Source organism: Bacillus sp. FSL R5-0712, from assembly GCF_038593285.1.
Classification (GTDB): Bacteria; Bacillota; Bacilli; order Bacillales; family Bacillaceae; genus Bacillus; species Bacillus safensis.
In genome coordinates this window covers 1,008,370-1,029,550 of record NZ_CP151981.1, presented here as the reverse complement: position 1 = coordinate 1,029,550, position 21,181 = coordinate 1,008,370, and the positions used below count along the sequence as shown (strand labels likewise).

The 21,181-nt window shown below is 40.2% G+C and carries 22 protein-coding genes; 12 read left to right on the top strand and 10 right to left on the bottom strand.

The window, feature by feature from the left end; all coding sequences use genetic code 11:
* Positions 1-34 precede the first annotated feature (34 nt).
* Together NSU11_RS05000 and NSU11_RS04995 are read right to left on the bottom strand one after the other, a co-directional pair.
* Positions 35-391: a YlbF family regulator gene (locus tag NSU11_RS05000; protein WP_024425750.1), complete on the bottom strand. Its 357-nt coding sequence runs from the start codon at positions 389-391 to the stop codon at positions 35-37.
* 121 nt (positions 392-512) lie between these two features.
* Positions 513-1,646, bottom strand: coding sequence for a DUF445 family protein (locus NSU11_RS04995; protein WP_024426577.1), 1,134 nt, complete (start codon positions 1,644-1,646; stop codon positions 513-515).
* Positions 1,647-1,859: 213 nt separating this feature from the next.
* Here NSU11_RS04995 and NSU11_RS04990 point away from each other — a divergent pair, with 213 nt between their 5' ends.
* The 7 genes from NSU11_RS04990 (at position 1,860) to NSU11_RS04960 (ending at position 8,139) form a co-directional block, all read left to right on the top strand.
* Positions 1,860-2,936 (top strand): YheC/YheD family protein, encoded by a 1,077-nt coding sequence (locus NSU11_RS04990; RefSeq protein WP_025093328.1) that lies wholly within the window; start codon positions 1,860-1,862, stop codon positions 2,934-2,936.
* Positions 2,929-4,287, top strand: a complete 1,359-nt coding sequence (locus NSU11_RS04985) for a YheC/YheD family protein (protein ID WP_025093327.1) — start codon at positions 2,929-2,931, stop codon at positions 4,285-4,287. The genes NSU11_RS04990 and NSU11_RS04985 overlap by 8 nt, the downstream gene beginning before the upstream one ends.
* A 152-nt stretch (positions 4,288-4,439) precedes the next feature.
* The gene (locus tag NSU11_RS04980) at positions 4,440-4,649 is read left to right on the top strand and encodes a YheE family protein (protein ID WP_003211787.1); all 210 of its coding nucleotides are present in this window, start codon (positions 4,440-4,442) and stop codon (positions 4,647-4,649) included.
* A gap of 20 nt (positions 4,650-4,669) precedes the next feature.
* Positions 4,670-5,545, top strand: a complete 876-nt coding sequence (locus NSU11_RS04975) for a helix-turn-helix domain-containing protein (protein WP_024426580.1) — start codon at positions 4,670-4,672, stop codon at positions 5,543-5,545.
* Positions 5,546-5,689: 144 nt separating this feature from the next.
* Positions 5,690-6,796, top strand: a complete 1,107-nt coding sequence (ugpC, locus tag NSU11_RS04970) for a sn-glycerol-3-phosphate ABC transporter ATP-binding protein UgpC (RefSeq protein WP_024425745.1) — start codon at positions 5,690-5,692, stop codon at positions 6,794-6,796.
* A gap of 236 nt (positions 6,797-7,032) precedes the next feature.
* Positions 7,033-7,236 carry an alpha/beta-type small acid-soluble spore protein gene (locus tag NSU11_RS04965; RefSeq protein ID WP_024425744.1) on the top strand — a complete coding sequence of 68 codons (204 nt, stop codon included), beginning with the start codon at positions 7,033-7,035 and terminating at the stop codon, positions 7,234-7,236.
* Positions 7,237-7,521: 285 nt separating this feature from the next.
* Positions 7,522-8,139, top strand: a complete 618-nt coding sequence (locus NSU11_RS04960) for an NAD(P)H-binding protein (protein WP_024425743.1) — start codon at positions 7,522-7,524, stop codon at positions 8,137-8,139.
* Positions 8,140-8,256: 117 nt separating this feature from the next.
* Here NSU11_RS04960 and NSU11_RS04955 read toward each other — a convergent pair whose 3' ends face one another.
* Entirely contained in the window at positions 8,257-10,272 is a 2,016-nt protein-coding gene (locus NSU11_RS04955; protein ID WP_025093326.1) for an ABC transporter ATP-binding protein, read from the bottom strand.
* Positions 10,269-12,026: an ABC transporter transmembrane domain-containing protein gene (locus NSU11_RS04950; RefSeq protein WP_034282232.1), complete on the bottom strand. Its 1,758-nt coding sequence runs from the start codon at positions 12,024-12,026 to the stop codon at positions 10,269-10,271. Before NSU11_RS04950 ends, NSU11_RS04955 begins: the two co-directional genes overlap by 4 nt.
* 556 nt (positions 12,027-12,582) lie before the next feature.
* Between NSU11_RS04950 and NSU11_RS04945 the strand changes: the two genes are divergently transcribed.
* Complete coding sequence (locus NSU11_RS04945; RefSeq protein WP_025093324.1) at positions 12,583-13,089, top strand: universal stress protein; 507 nt, start codon at positions 12,583-12,585, stop codon at positions 13,087-13,089.
* 45 nt (positions 13,090-13,134) lie between these two features.
* Here the strand turns inward: NSU11_RS04945 and dat are convergent, their stop codons facing one another.
* Positions 13,135-13,992 carry a D-amino-acid transaminase gene (dat, locus tag NSU11_RS04940; protein ID WP_120207501.1) on the bottom strand — a complete coding sequence of 286 codons (858 nt, stop codon included), beginning with the start codon at positions 13,990-13,992 and terminating at the stop codon, positions 13,135-13,137.
* A 296-nt stretch (positions 13,993-14,288) separates the two neighbouring features.
* Here dat and NSU11_RS04935 point away from each other — a divergent pair, with 296 nt between their 5' ends.
* Positions 14,289-15,143: a polysaccharide deacetylase family protein gene (locus tag NSU11_RS04935; RefSeq protein WP_024426585.1), complete on the top strand. Its 855-nt coding sequence runs from the start codon at positions 14,289-14,291 to the stop codon at positions 15,141-15,143.
* A gap of 40 nt (positions 15,144-15,183) precedes the next feature.
* Here the strand turns inward: NSU11_RS04935 and NSU11_RS04930 are convergent, their stop codons facing one another.
* From NSU11_RS04930 to NSU11_RS04920, 3 genes are all read right to left on the bottom strand, one after another.
* On the bottom strand, positions 15,184-15,930 hold the full coding sequence (locus NSU11_RS04930) for an NAD-dependent protein deacylase (RefSeq protein WP_197202931.1): 747 nt from the start codon (positions 15,928-15,930) through the stop codon (positions 15,184-15,186).
* 14 nt (positions 15,931-15,944) lie between these two features.
* The gene (locus NSU11_RS04925) at positions 15,945-17,033 is read right to left on the bottom strand and encodes a mechanosensitive ion channel family protein (RefSeq protein ID WP_024425736.1); all 1,089 of its coding nucleotides are present in this window, start codon (positions 17,031-17,033) and stop codon (positions 15,945-15,947) included.
* A gap of 164 nt (positions 17,034-17,197) precedes the next feature.
* Entirely contained in the window at positions 17,198-17,299 is a 102-nt protein-coding gene (locus tag NSU11_RS04920) for a YhdX family protein (RefSeq protein WP_017360338.1), read from the bottom strand.
* Between the two features lie 305 nt (positions 17,300-17,604).
* On the opposite strand from NSU11_RS04920, the gene NSU11_RS04915 reads away from it, so the two are divergent.
* From NSU11_RS04915 to crcB (NSU11_RS04905), 3 genes are read left to right on the top strand one after another with little or no spacing between them, the layout of a single operon-like run.
* A complete protein-coding gene (locus tag NSU11_RS04915; RefSeq protein WP_197202930.1) occupies positions 17,605-18,321 on the top strand; it encodes a glycerophosphodiester phosphodiesterase family protein in 717 nt (238 codons plus the stop codon).
* Positions 18,322-18,326: 5 nt separating this feature from the next.
* Positions 18,327-18,722: a fluoride efflux transporter CrcB gene (crcB, locus tag NSU11_RS04910; protein ID WP_024425734.1), complete on the top strand. Its 396-nt coding sequence runs from the start codon at positions 18,327-18,329 to the stop codon at positions 18,720-18,722.
* A complete protein-coding gene (gene crcB / locus NSU11_RS04905) occupies positions 18,723-19,085 on the top strand; it encodes a fluoride efflux transporter CrcB (RefSeq protein WP_024426588.1) in 363 nt (120 codons plus the stop codon).
* Here crcB (NSU11_RS04905) and NSU11_RS04900 read toward each other — a convergent pair.
* Together NSU11_RS04900 and NSU11_RS04895 are read right to left on the bottom strand one after the other, a co-directional pair.
* Positions 19,082-19,474: a hypothetical protein gene (locus NSU11_RS04900; RefSeq protein WP_024425732.1), complete on the bottom strand. Its 393-nt coding sequence runs from the start codon at positions 19,472-19,474 to the stop codon at positions 19,082-19,084. The genes crcB (NSU11_RS04905) and NSU11_RS04900 overlap by 4 nt on opposite strands.
* A gap of 90 nt (positions 19,475-19,564) precedes the next feature.
* A complete protein-coding gene (locus NSU11_RS04895) occupies positions 19,565-20,947 on the bottom strand; it encodes a hemolysin family protein (RefSeq protein WP_342493823.1) in 1,383 nt (460 codons plus the stop codon).
* Positions 20,948-21,181: the final 234 nt, after the last annotated feature.

Genomic DNA, 21,181 nt, shown 5'->3' with positions numbered 1-21,181 from the left:
AAACAAAAAAGGGCGAATGACATCGCCCTTTCTATTAGTTTTCTTCTGGATTCCCATAAAGCTCTTCAAGTGGCTTCATGATAATTTTATTTAATTCACCGATAAGAACACTCACACGTTGTTCTGCTTCCATCAACTGAGAGATTTTGTCGTGCTGCTGAACAAGAGCAACTGTTTTTTGAGCTTGCTCCACTTCTTCTTGTGTGATCTCTTGACCAGTCATTTGTTTTTGTTGAAGGTTTACTTGAATGTCACGGAAGTTCTCAAACATTCTTTTAGAGGACTCATCCGCGTTTACCTCATCATAAAGATTTCTTAAAGTTGAATATTCTTCGCTATGACGCAATGCTTTTTCAAGGTCATATGCAACATCATAAAGATTTACAGACATGTTATGTCTCCTTTCTATCCGTTATCACCGATATGATCGGCGGACACCACTCCACTATAACAAACTATGGCTTTCGTTTCACATATATACAATGAATTCATTAAAATTTCTATAGCTTGTCTTAGAATAGCGCCACAAAAACAGCCTGGATAGCACCAATCATCCCGCCTAAAAGACCGCCTAGAAATGTTATCATCTTCAGCTCCTTATTAGAGATGCTGACTACAAGCTCTTCCATTTTTTCAAGCGGGAAAAGTTCAATTTGTTCACGAATGATATCTTCAAATTGCAGCTTTGCAAGCAGACTCTCTAAAGCATTTGAAGCCGCTTCGATCCCCTTATCAATCAACACTGGCGCAAAATGTGTTTTAAGGTCATCCGCTACAGCACTGACATATGTTCCAACTGGTTTGTCTAATATCAGCTTTGTAGAGAAATGAGAAAGCAATTGATTTTTCACACTAAAAATAAGTTCCTTCACATTCCATTTTTCATCAAGCTCATGAAGAGAAAATAGCTTCACCTTGTCCCATTCTTGAACAAGTAAATCTGATAAAAATCTTTTTGTTTCTGCGTTTCTTAAAAACTTGATGATTTCGGGATGTACACGATCAATTAAGCTTGAATTCCCTAGAAACATTTGGACCATACTGCCAAGCATTCCCCGTTCTTTTAAGAAATCATCAATCATATTGCCAAGCCTGGCTTTGCCTTCATCACTTTCAAAATAATGAATGCCTCTCTTTAAAATATAATCTGCTGCATCTGGAATTTTTGATGATATTTTGGTTTCCACTTCTACCGGGAGCAATTCAGATAAAGTTTGCTCGTTATATGTTTCAAGCAATGAAGCGAGCTTCTGGTCAGACCACTGATGGAGCCATCTATCTGCTTTAACATCAGCCTGTGAAACGCCGAATTTTTCTAGCAGGGAGAATACGGTGATCTCCATATTTGCGCCTTTGTCAATATATTGATGGACTGTACGCAGGATCTCCTGCTTTGCCTCCGATGATTCAAATCGCTTTTGAATACCTTCTGGCGTGAGCAAATGCTCCATAACCATGACACCAACCTGCTTGGCTACTTCGTCTCTTCTTTTAGGGATAAGCCCTGGTGTAAATGGAAGCTGTTTTCCGAATAAGTAATATGGCTTATAAGGCCGAAAAAGCATTTTAATTGCAAGATGGTTTGTCGCTGCTCCTATGACTGCGCCGATAACAATCATAAAGATAAACGTTGTGAATATATTCAAAGTCGTCATCTACCTTTCAAACAACACCCGAGGTTTATTGTTTTGATCTATACGTATTATAGTTGTTGTCAAGTTCCCAAGCAAATGAAGCATGCAGCGAGACATATGATCAAGCGATCTGTCGTAATGATAAAGGAGCGTAAGCTTTATGTAAAATCATAAAAAAATGTTTTTTGATGGTAAAAAAAGAAGTTGAAAAGAAGGTGTTTTTTAATGAAAACATTAGGTATTGCGAGCCTTTCTCCGCAGTATGAAGAGGCATTCACACGGCAGCTCGCCAAAGCTGCCTCTTCTTATCGTTTAGAGGTTGTTCGTTTTACACCATTTGATTTAAAGCCGGCTTCAAATATGATACAAGGCCAAACATATACGAATGGCCAAGGGTTTGCCGACGCACAATTTCCGATTCCCGACTTGATTTATGACCGATGTCTTTACCGGCATGACGCACAATCTAAAAAAGCAAAACCCATCATGGAATGGCTAAAAAAATATCCAAAAACAGATTTTTTGAATACCGGCATTTCAAATAAAATGGTGCTATTTGAGCAGCTCCGTCTCCTCTCTGCTTCACAGCCATATTTACCTGGCTGCTTTTTATTAAAAGAGCCCTCAGACCTGATCAATATGGTAAGGGAGTACGGGGCTGGCGGTTATTGTAGAATGCAGCCTCTCTCCCATCAGCATGCAGCATCTACTTACTTCATTTCCTTTGATGGCAAATCAACATTTACTGTTCAACTAAGTTCCAATCAAACCATTACATTTTCTCGTACGTCAGAGCTGGAGCGCTGGTGCAAAAAATATGCAGGCCGGTATTTCCTTCAATTTTTCAACACGAATGATCAAAAAGAAATTTTATTCAATGAAATCAAGATTTTCCTTATGAAAGATTCACAAAATCAATGGAAACGCATGGGAATTCACACAAAATCACCTGCAGAAAATAGTCTTTTAAGTCATACACAAAAATCAGCTCCTGTGATAGGCTTTGAACACTATCTAAATACATTGCAGCCACACATCAAGGAACTCCTTTTAGATGATATGGCATCCATTCAGGCATCACTCCCAGCTTATATAGATAAAACTTACTCTCCTTGCTTTGAATTCGCAGTAGACTTACTTCATACAAGTGAAGGCAGACTTTTCATATCAAATATCAGATCAAAGCCAGGGCGGTCCGCTTTTTTAAATGTTTATCCTGAGAAGGAACACGAATTGATTCGTATCATTCTTGAACATGCGCAATCGATAAAATCTCAACCGAAGGAGGTTTCTTATGAATAGAAAGCGCTGCATCATCGCCCCACACCTTACAAGTGAAAAAACAATTCATCTTCCCGTCCATTATAAACAGAAAGATGCCATCTATTCTCTTGCTCTAGGATCTCGTTTAGTAGATGGCTTCAACATTTCCTATCATCAGCATCCAAATAAAATTTTATTATCTGAAGATTTATACAGAGGTTTACTGATTCCTTACCAATCAAAAGCTGATGTGATCATCATTGACCATACACTTTTTATAGGGCCGTTGATGGGCATTTTCACTGCAGGTTTTGAGCAAAGTACACAGCCATTAGGAACGAGATCAGAATTTTTTATCAAACTGCTGCACTCTTTCAGGCAGCATCCTGGTTTTGCCTATCTTTTTGGGTCACATTCTATTGATTGGGAAAAAGGAATTGTAGAAGGACTGTTGTACCACGAAGATTCATGGGTTAAAAAACAGCTTCCCCTTCCGTCAGTCATTTATGACCGGCTTCCAAATAGAAAAGCTGCTCAGTCGGCACTCATTCAAGAAACGAAGCGAAAACTCACCCAAGACTATGATATCCCTTGGTTCAATCCTTACTTTTTTAATAAATGGGAGATTCACGAACAGCTATTAACAGATGAAAAAACATGGTCCTTTCTCCCACATTCTGTACAATTAGATCCCGTGGACGCTCTAAGTAAAATTGAAACACTTCTCCATCTGCATCAAGTTATATACTTAAAACCGACAAACGGAAGTCATGGAGACGGGATTTATCAGTTAAAAAAGGAAAACGACGGAATCACTGTATCCTCAAATTTCGGAAATTCTATTCCATATGATTCAATAGATCAGTTTGTTCAAAGGCTGCGAAAGGATCATGCAATTCATGATTTTATTGCACAACAAGGCATTGAGCTTCTTCAAATAGACAATCAACCGATGGATTTCAGAGTTCATACGAATAAAAATAAAGAAGGTGATTGGACAGTCACAGCAGCAGCAGCAAAGGTTTCTGGAGACCATACCATCACGACTCACCAGTTACACGGGGGAACGGTGAAAACACTTTATGCTGTCTTTCCAGATGAAAAGAAACGTTTGCAGATTTTACAGCAGCTTTCTCATACTGCCATCATGCTTAGCCAAGTGATAGATAAAAAAATGACCGGGCATATTGGTGAAATCGGTTTTGACTTAGGCATTGATCAAACAGGTGCAATTTGGATGTTCGAAGCCAATTCTCGCCCTGGCCGAGAGATTTTCCAGCATGTCTCTTTGAAAAAATCAGAATGGCTGATTGGGAAAAGAATCATGGATTACGCATCTTACCTTTCAAAAACGGCACTCACCACTTCAGATCACGCGAACGTCTACTGACGCTTTTTTGTCACATGTCAGTGCTCTTAAATCTATGCTTTTTCTATGCTCTTTTCATAAGATGAGATACAATAAAATCAAGTTCAAGGTTGTTTCCGTGTTGTCGTGTTTGTTTATTGTTTCATCAATAAAAGCAAGGAGGCAATGATGATATGATTTCTCATTTTCAATGGAAACCCCTTTTTAAGAAAGCACAATTGCCAGGCTGGAAAATATCCTTTTTCCACAACGGTGCACACTATGAAGGCATCTACCACAAAACAGGTGACATTGAATGGGGCTCTCAGCTTCCGCCCCATGAAGTAGAGCCAACTTTAAAAGAAGAAATCCACGAATTAATGCTGTTCCATGTCTATGATTAAACTGTTTAAGGAGCCCCGCCATGTTAGAAAAATTAAAACTTGTTTACGGAGACCATATCATCAGCACACCTACTCATGACAAACAAATTCTTTGGTATCAAACAGACGAAGGTGAAATATTTGGAGTAAACAAATCGGAGCTTTCAGAAAGAGAAACACTTCTTCTCAACTCTTTTCTTACACCAATTGATCTATTTCAAAAAGCGCAGACCGAGGATGAACAAAAATGGTTCAGCTATCTTTTTGAAAACAAACCACTAACTGTTCAACATCCCGTCCGTGTTTATTATTTTCAAATGATCCATCAAGAAGAACAAAGACAGCAAATAAAAGAGGCTGTGAATAACAGCCTCGAACATACTCATTTCATATGGACAGGCCCTGAAACAGCTATGCTGATTCAACCAAATGCCACATCAGAAAACAGTCAATTAGATCAGTTAAATGATTTGTCTCTGGCTATTACAAGTGATTTTTTAACAGACTCAGTCTTTATACAAGGACAGCTGCATTTGCCAAATGACCATTTACAGATGAGGTTATTAAATGAACAACAGCTATTTTTATACCATATGCAGCGAGAAAAGCTTAGATCAGGGGCTGCCACATTTTATCAATGCCTGCCTTCGTTCATTTGTTATGATGCATCCGCACTCTCTCATGCTATTTCAGATGCTTTTAAAGAAGCGGTCTTTGACCGGGATGTTTACCGAACTCTCATGACCTATATGCAATGTAATTTAAACGCATCCAAGGCAGCAAAAGCGTTATATGTTCACAGAAACAGTCTTCAATATCGAATTGATAAATTTATTGAGCGCACTGGGCTAGATATACGACATTTTCCAGAAGCATCCGCTGCTTATTTGATGATGACTCTACTCGATCTTTCATAAAGAATGAAGACTTGAGCACCCTGCCCAAAAATGAAAATAGGATGTTGTGCACGTTGTCCATTTACAGACTCTTCCTCATTTTATACACTTTATTTACTAGTAAAGCGCTTTCAAAAAAAGAGGGACTGGGGAGGCTGACATCTAATGGCTGAAATGATGCTCAATCAAATTTATAAAGTATACGATAACAAAGTAACAGCAGTAGACAACTTTAATCTACATATAGAAGATAAAGAATTTATTGTGTTTGTTGGTCCATCAGGCTGCGGAAAATCAACAACCCTTCGCATGATTGCAGGTCTAGAAGAAATATCACAAGGAGACTTTCTGTTAGATGGAAAACGGATGAATGATGTAGCGCCGAAAGACCGGGATATCGCAATGGTTTTCCAAAACTATGCATTATATCCTCATATGAATGTGTACGATAATATGGCTTTTGGATTAAAGCTTCGGAAGTTTCCAAAAGCAGAAATTGATGAGCGGGTTCGAAATGCCGCTAAAATATTAGGGCTTGAGCAATATTTAGACAGAAAACCAAAAGCACTGTCTGGCGGTCAAAGACAGCGTGTTGCACTTGGCAGAGCGATTGTACGTGATGCAAAGGTTTTCCTTTTGGATGAGCCGCTTTCTAATTTAGATGCAAAACTCCGTGTTCAGATGCGTGCTGAAATTTCTAAGCTTCATCAGCGTCTGCAAACAACATTTATCTATGTGACACATGATCAGACTGAAGCCATGACAATGGCAACACGCCTTGTTGTCATGAAAGATGGTTTTATTCAGCAGGTAGGAGCGCCGAAAGATGTATATGAAAACCCAGAGAATGTGTTTGTAGGTGGATTTATCGGCTCACCTGCGATGAACTTTTTTACAGGAAAGCTCTCTGACGGTGCCATTGCGGTTGGAAAAACTCATATTCGTGTACCAGAAGGAAAGATGAAAGTATTACGCAGCCAAGGCTATATTGGAAAGGATGTCATTTTAGGCATCAGACCAGAAGATTTTCACGATGAACCAGTATTTATAGAGGCGTCTGAAGGCACAAAAATTCATGCTGACGTAGAAGTAGCTGAATTAATGGGGGCAGAAACGATGCTTTATTCTTCTATCGATGGTCAATCGTTTATTGCACGTGTTGATTCTCGTACCGATGTACAGGCCGGACAGTCTATCCCTCTTGCGATTAATATGAACAAAGCCCATTTCTTTGATTCGGATACGGAGCTGCGCATTCGCTCAGCAGAATAAAAAGATATATAAGCAGCACCATCACTCATCATTGGGTGATGGTTTTTTGTATGTTAACACAACATTTACCATGTTCTTTTTTCGTATGTTTTTTTCGGAAATAACCATAATACTTAGTACAAAGCAGTTACTGCATTGGGTTTCGCCAAGTGGCAAATGACTTGATCATTTCGCTGGTGCGATTCCAGCAAACCCAACCAAAAAAACAAATCATATACAAAAAGGAGAATCACATCATGGCTAATTCTAATAGTTCAAACCAATTACTAGTTCCTGGAGCAGAGCAAGCGATCGATCAAATGAAATACGAAATCGCTTCTGAATTTGGTGTAAATCTTGGAGCAGAAACAACATCTCGTGCTAACGGTTCAGTTGGTGGAGAAATTACAAAACGTCTTGTGTCTTTCGCTCAACAAAACCTTGGCGGAACAAAAGCTTAATTTCATATCTGGATCATAGAAGGCACCTCTTATGGTGTCTTCTTTTTTTGTTTTTATCCCTCACCAAACTCCTTTCAGCTCATATCATGTAGTAGAAAGGAGCGGATCTTCATGGACATTTTTTCTGGTATGAACTTTGAACTTTTACAATTTGTAGGGATCTCTCTATTATGTGAATATGCTCATAGTATTCGGTCCTTTCATCTTTATAAAAAAAGCATCACATAAAAGTTGTACCAATTTGGGTTCTTTTCACTTATAGTATGTAGTGGAGGGATCGAACAGATGAAAATAGCTCTTTTCGGTGCTCATGGACGTGTAGGACAAGCATTTCTTCGTTTCGTTCAAGTAGATGAGCGTTACATGGTTCGTTCATTGATTCGGACAAACCGAGAAGAAATGCTTGCGGGTATGTTTCAAGTCACCGGCAATTCAAGAAATCGAGAAGATGTGCTTGAGACAATCAAAGGAGCAGATATTGTTGTGAGCTGTCTATCAACAGATGGTGATGATACATTATCTGTTTCAATGGAGCATATCGTACAAGCCATGAAGCAAACGAATACATCAAGAATTATTACAATTGGTACAGCAGGTATTTTAAAAGCAAGGCAGCAGCCGGAGCTCTACCGTTTTGAAACAAATGAATCAAGACGGACCACTTCCCGAGCAGCTAAAGAGCATGCGAAAGCGTTTGAAATCCTTCAATCGACTGATCTAGATTGGACCATTATTTGTCCAACCTATTTACCAGATGGAGAAGTGACACGGTCATATCGCTATGAGAAAGATTTTCTCCCTATAGATGGAAAGAAAATTTCAGTTGAAGATACCGCACACTTTTTATATCAGCAGTTAAATTCGAAGGAGTTTGTACATCAACGCGTCGGCATCGCTTATTGATGATGATGCCTGTCCAAACAATATAACCAGTAAAAGTCGAGGACAGAACCCTCGACTTTTTCATGCAAAGGAAAGAGCCTCTTCCAATTGAATGAGGCTCTTTTTTTCTACTATTCATCAGCTGTTTGCAACAGCACCTTTTTGCAGTTCATACATTTGTGCATACAGCCCTTCTTGCTGCATGAGTTGTTCATGACTGCCACGCTCGACGATTTCACCTTTTTCTAACACCAAGATCATATCGGCTTTTTTAATAGTGGATAATCGGTGAGCGATCACAAAAGTCGTTCGTCCTTCTTTAACTACATCAAGCGCCCGCTGAATGATCGCTTCTGTTTCTGTATCAATGTTCGCGGTGGCTTCATCTAAAATTAAAATTGCTGGATCGTACGCCAATGCGCGCGCAAATGAAATCAACTGACGTTCCCCTGAGGAAAGGGTGCTTCCCTTTTCAACGACTGGTTCATCAAAGCCTTCTGGCAAATGCTTCAATAACTCTGCGGCACCTACTTGCTTTAATGAGGATTCAATCGTTTCTCTTTTGATGTCTTCATTTCCTAAGCTCACATTGGAAGCAATCGTTCCAGAAAATAAATACGGGTCTTGCAGCACAATGCCCATTTGTTTACGGAGCGTTTGGCGCGACTGATCATAAATGCTTTCGCCATCTATGAGAATGTCTCCTTGCTGAATGTCATAAAAACGCAGCAGCAAGTTCATGATCGAGCTTTTCCCAGAACCAGTATGCCCCACAAGTGCAACCGTTTGACCTTTCTTCGCTTCAAACGTAATGTTCTTTAAGACATTTTTCCCTTCATTATAAGCAAAGGTGACATCTTTGAACTGAACGTGTCCCTCCAGCTTCTTCTGAACAGGTTCTTCCACTTCTGTTCCTGGTTCATCTAATAATCGGAAAACCCTTTCTGATGAAACCCTTGCTAATTCCAACCTAGAGAACTGATTCACAATGCCTGTAATCGGCTGGAACAATCGATTTAAATAATCGACAAACGCATAGAGCACACCAATGGACACAATGCCTGTCGCACTTAGCGACGCACCGCCAAAATACCAAATGAGTGCCACATATGCTAAATTTCGCAGCAAGTTAACCAAGTTATGTGAAAGAAGTGAATTTAAATGCAGCATCTTTCGCTGATATCGAAAGTGATTGTTGTTCAGCTCATCAAATTCCTCTTGCGTCGCTTTTTCATGACGAAAGGCTTGAATGATTGTCATCCCTTGAATGGCTTCATTTAGTTTGGCATTGATTTCACTGATGATCGAACGAATGCGGTGATTGTACACTGATGCAAACTTTCTATAAGTCATCGACCATAGGAAAATAATCGGTACTGCGACCAAACAGATGAGTGCCAGCTTCACATTTAATAAAAACATGGCAATGTAAATCCCAATCATGTAAATAGCACTTGTCACGAAATTTGCAAGGACTGTTACATATAAATCACGAATGGTTTCCGTATCATTGGTAATCCTCGCGACAACTTTTCCAGCCGGTAAATTATCAAAATATCGGATCGGCAGCGTTTGGATGTGCTCAAATACGTCTACCCTCATTTTTTGAATAATTCGATTTGCAATCCTCTGGAGCAAATAATGCTGCCCATACTGAAAGAAAATCGCAACGATGAGCAGTCCTAGATAAAATAGAACAAGCTGCACCAAACCACTGATTTCTGGCTGATAAAAAGCGAAAATCTCCTCTTTTGATAAACGCTTTACCTCATAGGTTTCACGCTCGTTCCCATTATTAATGGTGAGCTGATCTCCCGATATTTTTCTGTTTCCATCAAAACGAATCGGCTCATTCACAAAATAGTAACCGAACCCGACTTGCACTACATTGATTTGCTTTCCAGAATCCATTCCATTATTTAATCGATCGCTTCGTATATAGTTATTTCCCTGGTAATAAACGGTTTTGTCTGTCTTTTCATTGACCTCGACATACGGTTTTTCTACACCTAAAATATGATCATCAATCATTTTCTTCCCAATAAACGGCCCTGTCAGCTCAGCACCAACTGCAATCATTAGAAAGATTAAGGCAACAGACAATACTTTCTTATATAGGAGTGCGTAGGCAAGGAGTCTTCTTCCTGTTGTCATGCCTCATCCCCTCCTTCCAGCTGATTTGTTAGCTGCTGACGCAAAAATTGTTCTTTGTACCACCCATCCTGCTGGATGAGCTCGTTGTGGGTGCCCTTTTGGACAATGCGCCCTTCTTCCATGACAAGAATGAGATCGGCATGTTCAACAGCTGATAGGCGATGAGTTGTAATAAACGTCGTTTTGCCATGACGGTTTTGTCTTAGATTTTCTAGGATAGCGGTTTCTGTTTTTGCATCTACCGCAGACAATGAGTCATCCAGAATTAAAATGTCTGGATCAATTAATAAAGCACGTGCAATGGATATTCGCTGTTTTTGTCCGCCTGACAGCGCCACACCTTTTTCCCCAACCATGGTTTCCAGACCCTCTGGCAAAAGGCGTAAATCCTTTTCAAAGTAAGCATCTTTGATTGCTTGTGCTAACTCATCTTGTTTCGCGTCACGATGACCAAAGCGCATATTCTGTTCCACGCTTTTTGAGAAAAGTATATGATCCTGCGGTACATATCCGATCCATTGAAATAACTGATCTAATTCAATGTCTTGGATCGGAACACCTGATAGCAAGATTTGCCCATCACCTGCCGGGTACTGGCGCAGAAGCTGTTTGACAATGGTCGTTTTGCCGCTTCCCGTTTTGCCTGTAATCCCAATCGTCTGCCCTTTTCGAACGGTAAAGGACACATCAATGAGATTATCTTTAGATGAGGTTGGATATCTGAATGTCACATGATCAAACTCAATATCTCCAGGCTCTTGTAACGTTTTCGGCTGAGCAGCATCTGTTACGTCCGGCTTGTAGCTGAGTGTATGATTTAACCGGTCTAACGACGCATTTCCTCTTTGCATAATATTAATCAATTCGCCGATCGCAAACATTGGCCAGATCATCATGCCAAGATAGACGTTAAATGCAACAAGCTCCCCAATGGTTAAATCACTTTGGAACACGAGATAGGCTCCGTAGCCGATTCCGATTAAGTAGCTGATCCCCACAAGTAATTTCACTGTCGGCTCAAACAAAGAATCAATGATCGCCACTCGCATATTTTTTTGAAATACATCATCTGTCATTTCTCGAAAGCGTTCGACATCTTGTTTCTCCTGCACAAAAGACCGAATGACCCGGACACCTGCCACTGATTCAAGAACGCGATCGTTCATATCACCAAATGCATCTTGAGCGACTGTAAAGCGCTCATGGATTTTGCTTCCATAAAACGCAATCAAGAGCGCCATCAGCGGCATAGGAATAATCGCCATTAAGGTTAATTTCCAGCTAATCGTCAGCCCCATCGTAAAGAAGATCATCAGCATATAAGCAGTGGAATCAACCAAGGTCAGAACGCCAAAGCCTGTCGTTAAGGCCACAGCATTCAAGTCGTTTGTACCTAATGCCATTAAGTTGCCCGTTTTTTTCTTTTCATAAAAAGTAGGCGTCATCTTAAGCAAGTGGCGCATCAGTTTCCCACGCATCACACGCTCCATGACATTTGCGCCGCCAAATAACTGATACATCCAAAAATATGTAAGTGTATAGACGACGACACCTAGTAAGCAAAAAATGGTCACATAAAACACAATACTGGATGTTGTAAATTGACCAGAACGAATGTCATCAACTGCCTGGCCAAGGTATCTTGGCGGCAGCATTTCAAGCACATTCACAATGAGCAGGAGCGTAATAGCAATCGTATAACGCCTCCACTCTTGTTTAAAGAACCAGCCTAATTTCGCAAATACTGAAAACATGTTTGTCTCTCCTTTTCAAGCTAGCCGCTTTCTAAATTTTCCTGCAAGTCACCTTGTTTCGTTTTTTGAGCTTTTGTCATTTGTCTTGATTTTGGCATGTTCACATGCTTTCACTCCTCTTCATTTACTTGTTGTTTTTCATCCCTTTATTTCGAAATACGAAATGAATTCAACAAAAAAAGAGGCCACCAGCTGGCTGGTACGCCTCTTTTCGTCATGTAAAAAGGCGCATGTTGACAAATACGCAACATACGCCTTGATTCATCCGATCAATTGGAACAGACGAGTTCCTTTTCCATGACCAATGAAGGTGTAATTGTCACGTGAATCAACCCATTCATGCAGTTTGATTTCATTCTTCCAATGTTGCACATGACATTTCCTCCTTTTGGCTCTTGAATCTTTTTTTATCTTATAGTGGCTGTCACTATTTTGTCAATAAATATTTTTCAATAAATGAAATTTTCTAACAAAAATCATTCTCCTTCATGTGTATCTTTTTCTATTAACGGGTATACCATGAGTGTAAAGACTCCTTTTGAAAGGAATGAGGACATTGTTTCAAGCTGATCGGATGGTCGTAGCGTTTGATGGACATGAAGACAGTAAGAAAGCATTAAAAAAGGCAATCGCTTTAGCTAAAACCTTACATGCCAAGCTGACCGTTACCTATGCACATGATGGCAAAACAGACAGACAGGTGTTTGATGTGCCGCGCCCAATGACTGGCGGAGCTTATATCGGCGGCGGTACGGCAGATCTTCAAACACCCCCTGTCTATGTACCTCATGATGAACAGCAAAGTCCCTTGATTTTTGAAGACCATACAGAAGAGGTCGTTGCGGAAGCAAGAATGCTTTTAAATGAGGAGCAGTTTGAGGCTGCCATTGAAATTGTAGAGGGAGAACCAGCGGAAGCGATTATCGAATATGCGGAGGAAATATCAGCAGACCTCATCGTCATGGGAGCACGTGACCAAAGCAGATTGAAAAAAATGCTGTTTGGCAGTGTGAGTGAAAAGTTATCAGCAAAATCAGATATACCTGTGCTTATTGTGAAATAAATGCATCACAAAAGGCTGTAAACATTAGTTTACAGCCTTTTTTATTTATGAAGAGATCGATGCTTCACTTTCATGTTTAATTTTTTGCTGGAAGCCTTCCTGTACGCGCTTTGTCAGCTCTCCTGGAACGCCTTCCCCTACTGGCTCGCCATCTATTTCAACAATCGGAATGACTTCAGCTGTCGTCGAGCTGATGAAAATTTCCTGAGCGCGCAGCAGTTCTTCTTTGCTTATACGAGTTTCTTCAACAGTACACCCTTCTTCCTCACATACCTCCAGCAGCTTTCTACGAGTAATGCCGTTTAAAATGAGATTGTTTGCAGGGTGAGTACGAATCACGCCATCAATCACGGCATATACATTCGAGGAGGTTCCCTCGGTCACAAAACCGTCTCTCACAAGGATTGCTTCAAACGCACCAGCTTCAGATGCTTTCTGCTTTTCCATGATGTTATATAAAAGGTTTAAGCTTTTGATATCACACCTTAACCAGCGAAGATCCTCAGATAAAATGGCCTTTGCCCCAGCTTTCTGCTCTTGAACAGGCTTTTTCACCTGGAAAGTATATGCCGTGATTTGAGGAGTAAGAGAATCACTATATTGATGTTTACGAGGGGCGACACCCCGCGTGACTTGAATATACACACCGCCATCTGTTAATTGATTGTGAGCGACGAGCTGCTGTAACTTTTCTTCCATATCTGATACTGTACCTTGCAGATGAATGCCAATTTCCTTTGCACTCTTGAACAGACGCTCTGTATGTTCCTTTAACGTAAACAAAGTACCATTGTATACACGGATGACCTCATAGACTCCGTCACCAAATTGATAGCCTCTGTCCTCAATATCAACATGTGCATCCTTTTTTTCAATGAAATCTCCATTGTACAATATTTTCATATGGAATCTCCCCTTCGCTTTGCAATAATGGTTGAATCTGATGCTATCTTAGCGGATAAATGGGTTCGTTTCAATGATTATTCAGAATTATTTCACATCATATGAAATGGATAACCTTTCATTGTAACAAATATAGATTGATAACCAAAAAGATTCCAATTTTTTAGCATCTTCTATATTCATAGGCTCTTTTTTCCTGTATACTTACTCCATATAAACACGACAAAAAACAGCGGAAAAAGACAGAATCCACTACATGATTCGACACAAATTTTTGATTTATTGGAGCGATTGTAATGCAACGGGTTAAAAAAAAACAGACACCTTCAAACACAATGCTGCTCTCAAAGGCGATTGGTTTTGTCATCCTGACACTGATCCTCTTTTTTATTTGGGATATGTCCAAAACCAATATGCAGGCAGCAGATCAGCCGGCGAAATTATCTGCAAGCAGTCAATTTAGAGACACAAGCACTAGTATGAAAGCAAAAGATGCTTCTCGAAAAACATTAGATGCACATTTTAAGATCAATTCAGATAAACATATAACGGATCAAACGATCTTTTTAACCTTTGATGATGGTCCATCAGCGACTTCAAATCAGCTGTTAGATGTGCTAAAAGCGCATCAAGTGAAAGCCACATTCTTTATGCTCGGACCACAGATTAAAGAACACCCGGCAGCTGTGAAAAGACTCCATCAAGAAGGTCATCAATTAGGGCTTCATGGCATCACCCATGATGTGAAACGCTTTTATCAAAAAAAAGATTCTCCTGTTAACGAGATGAAGGAAGATCAGCGCATTTTGGCTTCTGTGACAGGTGAGTATACCCATCTTGTGAGAACACCTTATGGCAGCACCCCAAATTTAACCGATCAGCAAAAAGCACGTTTAAAACAAAAAGGCTTTGTCTACTGGGACTGGACCATTGACAGTCTTGATTGGAAATATAAAAGCTCAAAATATGTACCAGAGGTATTAAATCAGCTGCAAGTGCTGGAGACAAAAAATCCAAAAGAACCAAAAATCATCTTAATGCATGATCAGCCGGCGACGGCAAAATACTTAAGCAGCTTAATTACGCAGCTAAAGGCAAAGGGCTATACATTTGAAGTCCTTGATGAAACAATGAAGCCGCTGCAGCAATAAAGTAAAACCCGCACCTTTAGAATGCGGGTTTTTTAATGATTTATAAAGCTTTCACGAGATCGCCAATTCGCTCATGAAAGACAAGATCAAAAAGCGGATCGAACTCTGTTTCACTCAAATTCATCATCACCATGAAGATGGAAGGATCATGAGCTGCATCTTCTGGAATATACCTTGCTGGCGCTACCTCCAGGGAAGTCCCCATGACGAGGAGCATGTCCGTTTTCTGAAGTGATGTCTCCACTTGGTCTAAATGTTTGACCATATCGCCAAATAGGACAACATCTGTTTTTAGCACACATCCACACGTACTGCCGTCTGAGGAAACCCTTTGACAGACCGGCACCTCTTCTTTTAATAAATAAGGCAGATCATATACCGCCTGACACGATGGACAAGTGGCCGTTTGAATGGAGCCATGGAGTTCATATACATGCTGGCTTCCCGCCTTTTTATGAAGACCGTCAATATTTTGGGTAAAAATATCCACATGCTTCCCTTGTTGCTCAAGGCTGGCTAAAAAGGTGTGCCCGCTGTTTGGCTCATATTCTCCACTCATTTTCATTTGAAACAATTCTTTAAATTTTGGCCAGAATTGATGAGGATTTGATAAAAAGTAGGACCGGCTCATCGCCTCCATGCGGGAAGTATCTTCTGTCCACAGACCACCCGTTGATCTAAAATCAGGAATACCCGATTCTGTACTCATACCTGCACCTGAGAGTACTGTGATATGTGAAGCCTGCGATAATTTCTCTCTTAACACATCCACCTTTGTGTGGTCCACTCACCATTCCTCCTTTATTCACCCAGCTGCTTCTCACCTTTTTGTTTCATATAAATGGCCTGACCAGGGAAAGCAAATTCTACGCCTTCCTCGTGGAAAATATCTATGATGCGATAGTTAATATCCTGCTTAATATCAAGGTTTTCAGACCAAGCTGTCGTGTTTGTGTAAAAGTTGAAAAACAAGTTCAAATAGCTGTCTGCCAGTACATCGAGATTTACCATAATCGTCTCTTTATGCACCCCATCATGCTCGTGTAGCATCTGTTTGAGACGCTTAATACACTGATCAATGTTTTCCTTTGGTGTATTGTAGGAAACGCGAACAGAAAACGTAATCTGACGTTTATTCATTCTTGTCCAGTTTGTGATTGGCTCCTTTGAAAGTGTAGAATTCGGAACGGTCACGACGGCTTCAGCAGGTGTTCGAAACCTTGTACTTCGAAATGTAATGTCCTCCACAGTCCCAAGAACACTTGGTGTCTCCACAAAGTCGCCCATCGTAAAAGGCTTCTCGGTAATGATGACAATCCCTCCAAAAAAGTTAGCCACTGTATCCTGAGCGGCGAGCGCAAAGGCTAGACCACCTAGACCGAGACCTGCCACAAGTCCATTTACGTCATAATTAAATTCTTGTGCAATGACACTAATACTCAGTGCAATAATAATGAAGCGAAGTACCTTTGATAAAAATGGTGCTAAAATATCATCCATATCTAATTCAAATTTCGAATTGACCTTTTGAAACAAGAAAGAAGATGCAGCGGTTAAATTACAAAGCCCCCACGTCAGCATCAATATAATAGAAGATCTATACAATTTAATGATGACATCCATATGATGCTCAAAGTATGGCGCTTGTCTTAACGCAAAATATAAACCAAGTGCCACGAAAAACAGCCTGGCTGGTTTTTCAAATGCCACAACAATTTGGTTAATGACCTCCGTTTTAGACCGATTCGTCAGCCTAAACAGAAGCTGAAATAAATACTTCGTAAATACTTTCCGAAGCAATAAAAAAAGCAATAAAATACAAAGGCTAATACCAATTTGGATCGCAATATCTACTGTAAAATATGTATCCATCCATTTTTGTGTAAACATGTCTGTCTCTCTCCTTTAAAACAATCCTCTCTAGTTTATAATATAACCTTCGTTCATGTCCTCTCTTAAATGTCTGACCTCTACATAAAAAGCCTCGGGACTGATCCCGAGGCATGAAGTTCAAATATGAAATTTTGGCTAGAGACATATCGACGGGCAGCAAACTACTTTTTCTTCTGAGCCTGATCAAGGAGAGTCGCTTTAAACATTTCAGCATCCGTTTCGGCCTTAATACGTTCTTCCACTCTAATTCTCCCTTTACCCAATCATCTCGCCTCCTTTTCATCATTATAAAACATCAGAATTTTCAGTCAACATGACGAAAGCACTAATATTTTGACGAACGCTGACGATTTGGACAAAATTGATCGAAGAAAAAATGATGTAGTTCAGATTTACTCAATAAGAGCTTGGGATATTCCTGCAACTTTTCACCTTTCATACACGATGCTTTCTCACCATATGCCATGTTCCATTACATACAGCTCTCCCTCGTACCATATAGTAAAGAAGGAAAAACAGCAAAAATTTGATATGATAAGACCAGAACTTATGTCAGGAGCTGGAGCATGTGTATATTATCGCGCATAGAGGGTCTTCAAGCGCTGCCCCAGAAAATACAATCGCCGCATTTGATTTAGCTGTTCAGCAGGGTGCGGATTATATTGAGCTAGACGTACAGCTGACAATGGATCAGCACGTAGCCGTCATCCATGATGATACTGTTGAGCGAACGAGTAACGGAAGCGGCTTAGTGAAAGGTTATACACTTGATCGGCTGAAGAAATTGGATGCAGGAAGCTGGTTTCATTCTCAGTACGCCAACGAACGAATTCCCACCTTACAGGAAATTCTTGAAAGATACAGTCAGCGTGTCGGGATACTGATTGAGATCAAGCATCCAAAACGGCAGATTGGGATTGAAAAGGCAGTTGTCGACATCATCAACCGGTTTGCCTATTCCCGTCACATCATGGTTCAATCTTTTGATGCCAATGCACTTCAAAGAGTCAAAGCTTACGCCCCTTCTCTTCGAACAGCTTTTATTATAAAACCCTCTGCCTTTAAACTGACGAAAAGGAAATTAGCGGAGTACAGCTCCTTTGCGGATTGCCTTAATATGAAGAAAACGATGATCAACAGATGGTGGATTGATCGCATCCACTCATTTGGAATGGATGTCTTTATATGGACAGTGAAAGATCAAAAAACAGCCGACAAGATGAAAACATACCACATTGATGGAGTGGTGACGGATCACCCGCCATTTTTTCTAAAGGAGAAATGATGTAAATGAAAGCATATCTCGCCGTATTTATCGGTGGATTGGTTGGTACTCTTTGCAGATATGAACTTAGCCAATCCGTTGTCAGCCAGACATTCCCCTATGCAACACTGATTGAAAACATGACAGGCAGTCTGCTTCTTGGCTTTTCAACAGGGTATTTTATGTTTCGGAAAGGAAAAAAATATCTTGCTGCTTTGATCGGAACAGGATTTTGCGGTGGTTTTACGACAATGTCCACTTTTTCTAAAGAAACGGTTCTCTTATTACAAGATGGACTGTTCACATCAAGTATCATGTACATTCTACTCTCAGTGATTGCCGGAGTGGGCGCTGCCTTATGTGGACTGATCACCGCTCAGCGCCTCTTTCAACAAGATGAGCAGCCGAAAGGAAGCAGATAAATGATTGTATTTTATACAGCTGTTGCCGGCGGGATAGGCAGTGCCCTTCGTTTTTTCCTCAGTCAATCGATTCAGAAAACCAAGTTTCATACTCGTTTTCCGTATAGTATTATTCTCATCAACTTACTCGGCGCTGCCGGTTTAGGTTTACTGACAGGTACAGTGACTGACAGTGATCCGCTGCTAATGATCATAGGTACTGGGTTTTTCGGTGGTTTTACAACCTTCTCTACATTTAGTGTAGAGGCTGCGTCCATGCTGCAAGAGCGGCAAATTGGACAACTTGCTGTCTACTTATTGGTCACAATCATCGGGTCTTTATGTCTCTTTGCTGCGTTTTATCAAATAGGACAGCATCTTTAAATATTGGTAATAGCGGCTAAGCTGATGAGCAGCTGATCCATCAGCTGGCGCTTCATCAAAAAGAGTGTTTTTTCACTATAGCCAATTTCCATTGCACACTTTGCCATCCGCCAATCTCGAAAATATTTGTAATCGATGAGCTGCTGCTCTATTTCGTCCAACTCTTTTAATGCCGTTTCAATACAAGCAACGATGAGTTCATACTGATTTTTTTGCTCTTCTAACTTTTTCCTTGTCATGTGGTCGAGATGATGCGGGCTTCTTTTTTCAAGCTGCCTTTCGATATTTAAGATTGCTGCTTGATAATTTTTGAAATTCTTTAAATGAAACTCAATTCGTTTCATTGAGGTTTTTTTCTCCGTGATACTTGCTGTTTCATACCAAAGCATGTCCATCCCCCTTTATCGAACGTTCGTTCTTATTATATACCGAACATACATTCGTATAAAAGAGACTAAATACCTAAAAAAACCTTGAGCTTATTTTTCGCTCAAGGTCATTTCGTTTACTAGCAGCGGCTCCTTTATATCAAGCCCAGTGCGTGCACTGCTTTTTTCTGACGATGTGACGCCTTTTTTCAAATCGATCTTTTTAACGTAGCGTCCATCCATTTCCAGCACTTTCATTCGAATATCATCAAGATAGACGGATTGTCCTTCTCTGATATCAATATTCTCTTTTAAGATGAGTCCGCCGATTGTATCAATTTCCTCATCATGATAAGAGATCTCGATCAAATCTTGAATTTCATCTAATCTCACTTTGCCATCTAAAACATAATGATGATCGGCTCTTTTTTGAATCACTGGCTGTTCATCTTCATCGAATTCATCTCGAATATCTCCGACAATCTCTTCTAAAATATCTTCCGTTGTGACAAGTCCAGACGTTCCGCCATATTCGTCAGTTAAGATCGCCATATGCATTCTATCACGCTGCATCTTGACGAGAAGCTCTTGAATAGGAATCGTGTCGATAACCTCAATCACTGGATATATATAATCTTGAATTTTCAGTTGATCTTTTTCACCTTGATACACAAGATCTGCAAAGAGCTGCTTTTTGTTCAGCATGCCAATGACATGGTCTTTATCTCCTGAAAACACAGGGAAACGTGTATACTTTTCCTGCGTCATGATGGCGAGGATATCATCTAACGGCATATCTTCTGGAATCGCACAAATTTCTCGCCGCGGTACCATGATCTCTCTGGCAATTCGATTATCGAAATCGAAAATCTTGTTCATATAATTATATTCTGATGGGTTGATTTCCCCATTTTTTAAGCTCTCAGATAATAAAATCTTCAGTTCCTCTTCAGAATGGGAATGTTCTTTTTCAGACCCCATATCAATGCCCATCATTTTAGTTAGCAGACGTGCTGACCCGTTTAACACATAAATGAAAGGGAACATAAGGATATAAAATGCATGCAGCGGGCCTGACAGCCATAGTGTCATTTTTTCCGCCTTTTGAATGGCAAGCGTTTTTGGTGCAAGCTCACCTACAACTACATGCAAAAAGGTAATAATAGAGAACGCAAGTGTAGCTGAGATCAGGCTGATTGCTGAATCAGGAATGTTTGTCAAACCAAAACCTCGAACCAAAAGTTCTTTCACAGCCGGCTTACCAATCCACCCTAAACCAAGGGATGTCACTGTAATACCGAGCTGACAGGCTGACAAATATTCATCTAGCCTTGATGTCACCTTTTTCGCCATGATGGCCTTTTTGGACCCTTCGGCAACAAGCTGATTAATTCTTGAACTTCTCACCTTTACTATGGCAAATTCAGATGCAACAAAGAAAGCTGTTAAAGCAATCAAAACACCGACTATACTCAGATTAACAATATCGTCCATTTAACCTTGCTCTTTCTTAGAAGAACAAGGAGTCACCTCCTGATTGATGATGTTATGTTTTGCAAAACGGTTAACTGATTAAATAAGACTACATTGAGGGCCCCACTTAACCACCTCCGGTTCACGTAAAATTCCGCCTCTCTACATATATATGAAACGGTATTCATTTTATCTTACCATAAATAATCTGAAAATTCCTGTATCATCATGCTGTTTTTGACATGACTGACTAAA

Bases quoted from the DNA above. Each gene is read 5' to 3' on its own strand.
- NSU11_RS05000 (WP_024425750.1), bottom strand. From the start codon at position 391: ATGTCTGTAAATCTTTATGATGTTGCATATGACCTTGAAAAAGCATTG.
- NSU11_RS04990 (WP_025093328.1), top strand. From the start codon at position 1,860: ATGAAAACATTAGGTATTGCGAGCCTTTCTCCGCAGTATGAAGAGGCA.
- NSU11_RS04985 (WP_025093327.1), top strand. From the start codon at position 2,929: ATGAATAGAAAGCGCTGCATCATCGCCCCACACCTTACAAGTGAAAAA.
- NSU11_RS04980 (WP_003211787.1), top strand. From the start codon at position 4,440: ATGATTTCTCATTTTCAATGGAAACCCCTTTTTAAGAAAGCACAATTG.
- NSU11_RS04975 (WP_024426580.1), top strand. From the start codon at position 4,670: ATGTTAGAAAAATTAAAACTTGTTTACGGAGACCATATCATCAGCACA.
- ugpC (WP_024425745.1), top strand. From the start codon at position 5,690: ATGGCTGAAATGATGCTCAATCAAATTTATAAAGTATACGATAACAAA.
- NSU11_RS04965 (WP_024425744.1), top strand. From the start codon at position 7,033: ATGGCTAATTCTAATAGTTCAAACCAATTACTAGTTCCTGGAGCAGAG.
- NSU11_RS04960 (WP_024425743.1), top strand. From the start codon at position 7,522: ATGAAAATAGCTCTTTTCGGTGCTCATGGACGTGTAGGACAAGCATTT.
- NSU11_RS04955 (WP_025093326.1), bottom strand. From the start codon at position 10,272: ATGACAACAGGAAGAAGACTCCTTGCCTACGCACTCCTATATAAGAAA.
- NSU11_RS04950 (WP_034282232.1), bottom strand. From the start codon at position 12,026: ATGTTTTCAGTATTTGCGAAATTAGGCTGGTTCTTTAAACAAGAGTGG.
- dat (WP_120207501.1), bottom strand. From the start codon at position 13,992: ATGAAAATATTGTACAATGGAGATTTCATTGAAAAAAAGGATGCACAT.
- NSU11_RS04935 (WP_024426585.1), top strand. From the start codon at position 14,289: ATGCAACGGGTTAAAAAAAAACAGACACCTTCAAACACAATGCTGCTC.
- NSU11_RS04925 (WP_024425736.1), bottom strand. From the start codon at position 17,033: ATGTTTACACAAAAATGGATGGATACATATTTTACAGTAGATATTGCG.
- crcB (WP_024425734.1), top strand. From the start codon at position 18,327: ATGAAAGCATATCTCGCCGTATTTATCGGTGGATTGGTTGGTACTCTT.
- crcB (WP_024426588.1), top strand. From the start codon at position 18,723: ATGATTGTATTTTATACAGCTGTTGCCGGCGGGATAGGCAGTGCCCTT.
- NSU11_RS04900 (WP_024425732.1), bottom strand. From the start codon at position 19,474: ATGCTTTGGTATGAAACAGCAAGTATCACGGAGAAAAAAACCTCAATG.
- NSU11_RS04895 (WP_342493823.1), bottom strand. From the start codon at position 20,947: ATGGACGATATTGTTAATCTGAGTATAGTCGGTGTTTTGATTGCTTTA.